General features: G+C 64.0%; 9 protein-coding genes. 2 read left to right on the forward strand and 7 right to left on the reverse strand.

Annotated features, from left to right (window positions below):
* Positions 1 to 656, reverse strand: a 656-nt coding sequence (locus JOY90_RS35575) for a trypsin-like peptidase domain-containing protein (protein ID WP_291695762.1), incomplete at its 3' end; no start/stop codon positions are given.
* 67 nt (positions 657 to 723) lie between these two features.
* Entirely contained in the window at positions 724 to 1,101 is a 378-nt protein-coding gene (locus JOY90_RS35580) for a helix-turn-helix domain-containing protein (protein WP_291695763.1), read from the reverse strand.
* A gap of 126 nt (positions 1,102 to 1,227) precedes the next feature.
* Between JOY90_RS35580 and JOY90_RS35585 the strand changes: the two genes are divergently transcribed.
* Positions 1,228 to 2,241 carry a zinc-binding alcohol dehydrogenase family protein gene (locus JOY90_RS35585; RefSeq protein ID WP_291695764.1) on the forward strand — a complete coding sequence of 338 codons (1,014 nt, stop codon included), beginning with the start codon at positions 1,228 to 1,230 and terminating at the stop codon, positions 2,239 to 2,241.
* 185 nt (positions 2,242 to 2,426) lie between these two features.
* Entirely contained in the window at positions 2,427 to 3,719 is a 1,293-nt protein-coding gene (locus tag JOY90_RS35590) for a hypothetical protein (protein ID WP_291695765.1), read from the forward strand.
* Positions 3,720 to 3,740: 21 nt separating this feature from the next.
* Here the strand turns inward: JOY90_RS35590 and JOY90_RS35595 are convergent, their stop codons facing one another.
* From JOY90_RS35595 to rpsM, 5 genes are all read right to left on the reverse strand, one after another.
* Positions 3,741 to 4,037, reverse strand: a complete 297-nt coding sequence (locus JOY90_RS35595; RefSeq protein ID WP_291695766.1) for a DUF1330 domain-containing protein — start codon at positions 4,035 to 4,037, stop codon at positions 3,741 to 3,743.
* Between the two features lie 93 nt (positions 4,038 to 4,130).
* Positions 4,131 to 4,547, reverse strand: a complete 417-nt coding sequence (gene rplQ / locus JOY90_RS35600; protein WP_291695767.1) for a 50S ribosomal protein L17 — start codon at positions 4,545 to 4,547, stop codon at positions 4,131 to 4,133.
* 113 nt (positions 4,548 to 4,660) lie between these two features.
* Entirely contained in the window at positions 4,661 to 5,704 is a 1,044-nt protein-coding gene (locus JOY90_RS35605; RefSeq protein WP_291695769.1) for a DNA-directed RNA polymerase subunit alpha, read from the reverse strand.
* A 103-nt stretch (positions 5,705 to 5,807) separates the two neighbouring features.
* A complete protein-coding gene (gene rpsK, locus JOY90_RS35610) occupies positions 5,808 to 6,197 on the reverse strand; it encodes a 30S ribosomal protein S11 (protein ID WP_291695768.1) in 390 nt (129 codons plus the stop codon).
* 114 nt (positions 6,198 to 6,311) lie between these two features.
* Positions 6,312 to 6,680, reverse strand: a complete 369-nt coding sequence (gene rpsM / locus JOY90_RS35615) for a 30S ribosomal protein S13 (protein WP_291695770.1) — start codon at positions 6,678 to 6,680, stop codon at positions 6,312 to 6,314.
* Positions 6,681 to 6,685: the final 5 nt, after the last annotated feature.

The following is a 6,685-nucleotide window of genomic DNA, read 5'->3' on the forward strand; positions in this document are numbered from 1 at the left end:
GTCATGTCGACCAGCGCGCCGCCCGAATTGCCCGGGTTGATCGGGGCATCGGTCTGGATGAAGAACTGGTAGTCGGTGATGCCGACCTGGGTGCGCGCGAGCGCCGAGATGATGCCGTGCGTGACGGTCTGCCCGACGCCGAAGGGATTGCCGATCGCCAGCACGACATCGCCGACCATCAGCTCGTCCGAATTGGCGAAATCGAGGGTCGGGAATTTCTCGTGCGCGTCCTTCAACCTCAGCACCGCGAGGTCGGAGCGCGGATCCTTGAGCATGATCTCGGCTTCGAACTCGCGCTTGTCGGAGAGCGATACCTTGACCTGGTCGGCGCCTTCGATGACGTGAACGTTGGTGACGACGAGGCCAGAAGGGTCGACCAGCACGCCCGAGCCCAGCGAGCGCTGCATCTGCTCGTGGGTGCCGCCCGGCAGGCCGAAGAAGCGGCGGAAGATCGGGTCGTCCAGGAACGGGTTGTGGTTCTGCACGATCTTGGCGGCGTAGACGTTGACGACCGCCGGCTGCACGCGCTGCACGATCGGCGCGTAGGACAGCCGGAGCTCGGCGGGCGACGTCGGCACACGGCGATCCTGGGCAGCGGCCGGCAGCGCGACGAGCACGGAGATCACCAGGGCAGCCAGCGGACGGATAAGCGACATGAGCAGGAAATCCCAAAGATTCGTAGGAGCACAGATATAGGCTTCGCCATGTGGCGAAAGAAGCGTTTCAGGCCGCGCGATGCGACGCTTCGGCCGATTCAGCGGCCGTGCCGCAGGACAGCCGCGCCTGGTGGCGTTCGCCCCAGGCCCTGAGCGTATCGATCACCGGCTTGAGGCTCTCGCCGATCTCGGACAGGCAATATTCAACCCGCGGTGGCACCTCGGCATAGACCTTCCGGATGATCAACTGATCCTCCTCCAGCGCGCGGAGCTGCTTCGTCAGCATGCGCTGGGTGACGCCCGGCATGCGCCGCCGCAACTCGCCGAACCGCTGGGTGCCAGCCTGCAGATGGAACAGGATCACCCCTTTCCACTTGCCGTCGATCAGATCGAGCGTGGCTTCGACCGCGCAGCCTGGCCGGTGCGGGAAATTCTGGCGTTTCATCGGCATTTCTCGCGGGGCATCCAATAGTATCCGAATGGGGACTATATCCCTCTATTTACAGTACTTGCCAATCTGATGCCAAGCGACAATTACTCCGAACACGTTGCCCAACAGGAGAGAAGCGCCATGAAGGCTGTCGGATACCGGAAATCGCTGCCGATCGAGGACAAGGATGCCCTGGTCGATTTCGAGGCTGCCAGGTCCGAGCCGGGCGGACGCGACCTGCGCGTCGCGGTGAAGGCGATCTCGGCCAACCCGGTCGATTACAAAGTGCGCAAGCGCGCCGCCCCGCCCGAGGGCGAAACCAAGATCCTGGGCTTTGACGCCGCCGGCGTGGTCGACGCGGTCGGACCTGCGGTGACGCTGTTCAAGCCGGGCGACGAGGTGTTCTACGCCGGCTCGATCCTGCGCCAGGGCACCAATTCCGAGTTTCACCTGGTCGACGAACGCATCGTCGGCCACAAGCCGAAGACGCTGTCGTTCGCACAGGCGGCCGCCCTGCCGCTGACCTCGATCACCGCCTGGGAATTGCTGTTCGACCGGCTGGGCGCGGTGCCCGGCAAGAGCCTCGATCCGCGCACGCTGCTGATCACCGGCGGCGCCGGAGGAGTCGGCTCGATCCTGATCCAGCTCGCGCGCCGCCTCACCGGCCTCACGGTGGTGGCGACCGCGACCCGTCCGGAGTCGCAGCAATGGTGCCGCGATCTCGGCGCCCATGCCGTGATCGATCACGGCAAGCCGATGAAGGGGCAGATCGAGAGCTTGAAGCTGCCGCCGGTTGCGCTGGTCGCGAGCCTCACCTTCACCGACCAGCACTACAAGGCGATCGCCGAATTCATGGCGCCGCAGGCCAGGTTCGGCCTGATCGACGATCCGCCGGAGTTCAACGTCGCCGCGTTCAAGGGCAAGGCGATCTCGATCCACTGGGAATCGATGTTCACCCGCTCCTCGTTCCAGACGCCGGACATGATCGCGCAGCATCATCTGTTGAGCGACGTCGCCGACCTCATCGACAAGGGCGTGTTGCGCACGACGCTGGGCGAGAATTTCGGCACCATCAACGCCGCCAATTTGAAGCGCGCGCATGCGCTGCTCGAAAGCGGCAAGTCGCGCGGCAAGATCGTGCTCGAGGGGTGGTAACAGCAACGTGGCGCGCGGGACACGTTTCGCCGCCTTGATTTGTCCGACACGTTGATGTCACGTCGCAGACATCGAATAAGACTAGCGTTTGGGAAAAGTAGATCGACCTGCGCGCGGCGGTCACCGCCGCGCGTGCTTCTGTGGTAAGTCATATCAAATCATATCAAGTCATATGGAGACGGCGAATGATCCGCTTCGCGCCTCTGTTCGGAACCTTGGCCTTCTGCACTGCCATGATGACGGGCTTCGCGGCGCTGGCGGACGATCAGACCCAGATGGGTGCCGGCAACGCCCGGGCCGAAGAGATCGGCGCCGCGTCCCCGCTGGTCCAGTCGGCGGTCGAGCTGTTGCGGAACAACGCCCAGGCGATTCAGGACGCCGGACTCCGCGATGCGACCCTGGATTCGTTCCTCAACGACAAGTCCTGCGTCCACCACCGTGCCAATCTGACCGACGCGCTGAAGGACAAGATCATTGCCGCACTCGAGGCGCAGCATCTGCTCAACCTCGACGATGCCGCTTCGATCACCGGCGGCGTGAAGGCCGGCATCTTCCCGCCGGTGAACGACGACGGCGCGGCCTGCCCGACCCTGCCGCTGACCTTCAAGGCGGCGGCTGGAAGCGTGTTCGGCGGACATCACTCCTATCCCGGCGGGCTTGCCGTGCACGAATCCTTCAACGTCCAAAGTTCGATCAATCTCGCCGCCACCTATCGCGGCGAGTATGGCAGCCTTGGCGAGCACGACCTGCCGGTCGCCAAGGGCGCGCAGCCGAACGGTGACGTCGCCATTGACAACGACGTCATTCTCGCCGCGCCGATCTGGCACGATTGGGCAAAGCGGATGGTATTCCAATGGAATCGCGACGGCAGCGAATTCATCGAGCTGAACTTCGGCGGCACCGGCCACAATGACAATGCCGGCGCGGCGGGCGATTCCCGAACCGGCGGCCACCACATCCTCGGGATCGCCGAGACCATGGCGCGCGGGCTTTCGCCGCTCCTGGTGATCACGCAAGCTTCGGCCCATGCAGCGCCGACCCTCGGCAACGAGTTCAAGGTGGTGAACTGGCTGCGTGCCGCCGCGATCGTCGCGCAGATTGATCCGATCGAGAAGGGCTATCTGGTCACCGATAACGGCGGTCACTTCCGCCTGCCGCCGCTGGCCACGCTCGGCGACGGGGTCAACCTCACCGCATCCGACCAGAGCAACGTGCTGGTCGAGTACCAGATCCACAATCTGTCGGACGCGGACTTCGTCAATTCGATCGCTGCGGTAACGCAGGTCCAGATCCTGTTGCAGCGGCTCGCGCCGCGCTTCGGTTACGACGTGGCCGATGCAACGCGCTACAACAACAACTTCCGCAACGTCGTGCTCGCCTATCTCAGCCCGGAGCGGCTGATGATGATCTACGGCAAGAAGGGGCTGGAGGCGGTCGCCGAAGAGGTCGACAAGCTCAAGCGGCTGAACCTGATCTGAGCCTGCACCAGGCGGCGCATATCAGGCCGGCGGCATGCCCTCGACAAAATACAGCCGCCGCTCCAGCGCGGTCCGCCGCACCTCGAGCGCCTCGGCATATTCATTCGAGGCGTACCATTCGTGCAACAGCGCCATCGACGGAAATTCGACGATGATGATGGTCTTGAGCGGCGGGCCGCCTTCGGCGAGTTCCGTGGCACCGCCGCGAACGAGATAGTGGCCGCCATACTGCGCGATCGATCGTGCCGCCAGCGTGCGATAGGTCTCCATCGCCTCCCCGTCGCGCACCTCGACCTCGGAGATCACATAGGCTGCCATCTCTGCCTCCTCCCGTCACAGACGCACGGCGCCAGCGCGCAAACAAAAAGCGGCGCCACAAGGCGCCGCTCCTGGAACCCGATCGTTGATGGTTTACGCCGCCTCGGCGCTGTTTTCCGGCGTCGGACCGGAATCCTGGCCCTTGGCATCGACGTCGCGGTCGACGAACTCGATCACCGCCATCGCCGCGTTGTCGCCATAGCGGAAGCCGGCCTTGATGATGCGGGTATAGCCGCCCTGGCGATCCTTGTAGCGCGGCGCCAGCGTGTCGAACAGCTTCTTGACCATGTCGACGTCGCGCATCTCCGCGATCGCCTGCCGGCGCATCGCAAGCCCGCCCTTCTTGCCGAGCGTGACCAGCTTCTCGACGATCGGCCGCAGCTCCTTCGCCTTGGGCAGCGTGGTGACGATCTGCTCGTGCTTGATCAGCGCGGCGCACATGTTGGCGAACATCGCCTTGCGGTGCTCGGCGGTGCGGTTGAGCCGGCGATGACCCCTGCCGTGATACATGCGTCCATTCCTTCTTCAGTCTGCCCGCGACGGTCCGTCGGACATGTTGCTCAGGTGGGCTTCCTGCGTTCGCCCGCTGAAGCGCGATCGCGCTTCAGCCTGTCGTCGTCGGATCAGTAGTGATCCTCGAAACGCTTCGCCAGCTCGTCGATGTTCTCCGGCGGCCAGCCCGGCACTTCCATGCCGAGATGCAGGCCCATCTGGGCCAGCACTTCCTTGATCTCGTTCAGCGACTTGCGGCCGAAATTCGGGGTGCGCAGCATCTCCGCTTCCGACTTCTGCACGAGGTCGCCGATATAGACGATGTTGTCGTTCTTCAGGCAGTTCGCCGAACGCACCGACAATTCGAGCTCGTCCACCTTCTTGAGGAAAGCCGGATTGAAGGCGAGATCGGGGATGATCTCCTGCGCGACTTCCTTGCGTGGCTCCTCGAAATTGACGAAGACGTTGAGCTGGTCTTGCAGGATGCGCGCGGCGTACGCCACCGCATCCTCCGGCGAGATCGCGCCGTTGGTCTCGATCGTCATGGTCAGCTTGTCAAAGTCGAGGATCTGGCCCTCACGGGTGTTCTCGACCTTGTAGGAAACCTTCTTGACCGGCGAGAACAGGCTGTCGACCGGGATCAGACCGATCGGTGCGTCCTCGGGCCGGTTGCGCTCGGCGGGCACGTAACCCTTGCCGGTCGCGACCGTGAACTCCATGCGGATCTCGGCGCCTTCGTCCAGCGTGCAGATCTGCAGTTCCGGATTGAGCACGACGACGTCGCCGACGGTCTGGATGTCGCCGGCGGTGACGACACCCGGGCCCTGCTTCTTCACGACCATGCGCTTGGGGCCTTCGCCCTGCATCTTGATCGAGATGTCCTTGATGTTGAGCACGATGTCGGTGACGTCCTCGCGCACGCCCGCGATCGAGGAGAACTCGTGCAGCACGCCGTCGATATGGACCGACTGCACGGCCGCGCCCTGCAGCGAAGACAACAGGATGCGGCGCAGCGCGTTGCCGAGGGTCTGGCCGAAGCCGCGCTCCAGCGGCTCGGCGACCAGCGTCGCGAAACGGGTCGCGTCCGAACCCGCCGTCACGTGCAGCTTGTTAGGTCGAATGAGTTCCTGCCAATTCTTTTGAATCGTCACTGTTTCACCCTCGAGCCAGCCAATGTGCCATTCCAATTTCTGGCGTTGGATCTCTTCCGCGGATCCCTACGCTCGCATATTGCCAAAGACGCCGCGCATGGCGCTGGCACCGCCAGCGCGGCAAATGTCAGACCCGCCGCCGCTTGCGTGGGCGGCAGCCGTTGTGCGGGATCGTGGTCACGTCGCGGATCGAGGTGACGGTGAAGCCCGCGGCCTGCAGCGCGCGCAACGCCGATTCGCGGCCCGATCCGGGACCGGCGACCTCGACCTCGAGCGTGCGCATGCCGTGTTCCTGCGCCTTCTTGGAGACGTCCTCCGCCGCGACCTGCGCGGCATAGGGGGTCGATTTGCGCGACCCTTTGAAGCCCATCGTTCCCGCCGAGGACCAGGCAATCGTGTTGCCCTGCGCATCGGTGATGGTGATGGTGGTATTGTTGAACGACGAATTCACATGCGCCACGCCGGAGGCGATGTTCTTGCGCTCACGGCGGCGAATGCGGGTGGCTTCCTTGCCCATTTCAAACCTTCCTGTCGATCTCGACGCCGCCGTAATGCCAGCGGCTACACCTGAAAAACGAATAGCGAACAGCGGGGCAGCAGCCCTCTTCGCTATCCGCCAAGCCCTGCTCGCCTACTTCTTCTTGCCCGCGATCGCTTTCGCCGGACCCTTGCGGGTGCGCGCGTTGGTATGGGTACGCTGGCCGCGCACCGGCAGGCCGCGGCGATGGCGCAGGCCGCGATAGCAGCCGAGATCCATCAGCCGCTTGATGTTGATGCCGGTCTCGCGGCGGAGGTCGCCCTCGACGACGAAATCGCGGTCGATGACTTCGCGGATCTGCAGCACTTCCTGGTCGCTGAGCTGGCTGACGCGGCGATCCTCGGGGATCTTGACCTTCTCCATGATGTCGGCTGCAATCTTCGGGCCGATGCCATGGATGTATTGGAGCGCGATCAGGACGCGCTTATTGGTCGGGATATTGACGCCGGCAATACGGGCCACGAATT

The sequence above is a fragment of the Bradyrhizobium sp. genome, assembly GCF_019242285.1.
Classification (GTDB): domain Bacteria; phylum Pseudomonadota; class Alphaproteobacteria; order Rhizobiales; family Xanthobacteraceae; genus Bradyrhizobium.

Bases quoted from the DNA above. Each gene is read 5' to 3' on its own strand.
- JOY90_RS35580 (WP_291695763.1), bottom strand. From the start codon at position 1,101: ATGAAACGCCAGAATTTCCCGCACCGGCCAGGCTGCGCGGTCGAAGCC.
- JOY90_RS35585 (WP_291695764.1), top strand. From the start codon at position 1,228: ATGAAGGCTGTCGGATACCGGAAATCGCTGCCGATCGAGGACAAGGAT.
- JOY90_RS35590 (WP_291695765.1), top strand. From the start codon at position 2,427: ATGATCCGCTTCGCGCCTCTGTTCGGAACCTTGGCCTTCTGCACTGCC.
- JOY90_RS35595 (WP_291695766.1), bottom strand. From the start codon at position 4,037: ATGGCAGCCTATGTGATCTCCGAGGTCGAGGTGCGCGACGGGGAGGCG.
- rplQ (WP_291695767.1), bottom strand. From the start codon at position 4,547: ATGTATCACGGCAGGGGTCATCGCCGGCTCAACCGCACCGCCGAGCAC.
- rpsK (WP_291695768.1), bottom strand. From the start codon at position 6,197: ATGGGCAAGGAAGCCACCCGCATTCGCCGCCGTGAGCGCAAGAACATC.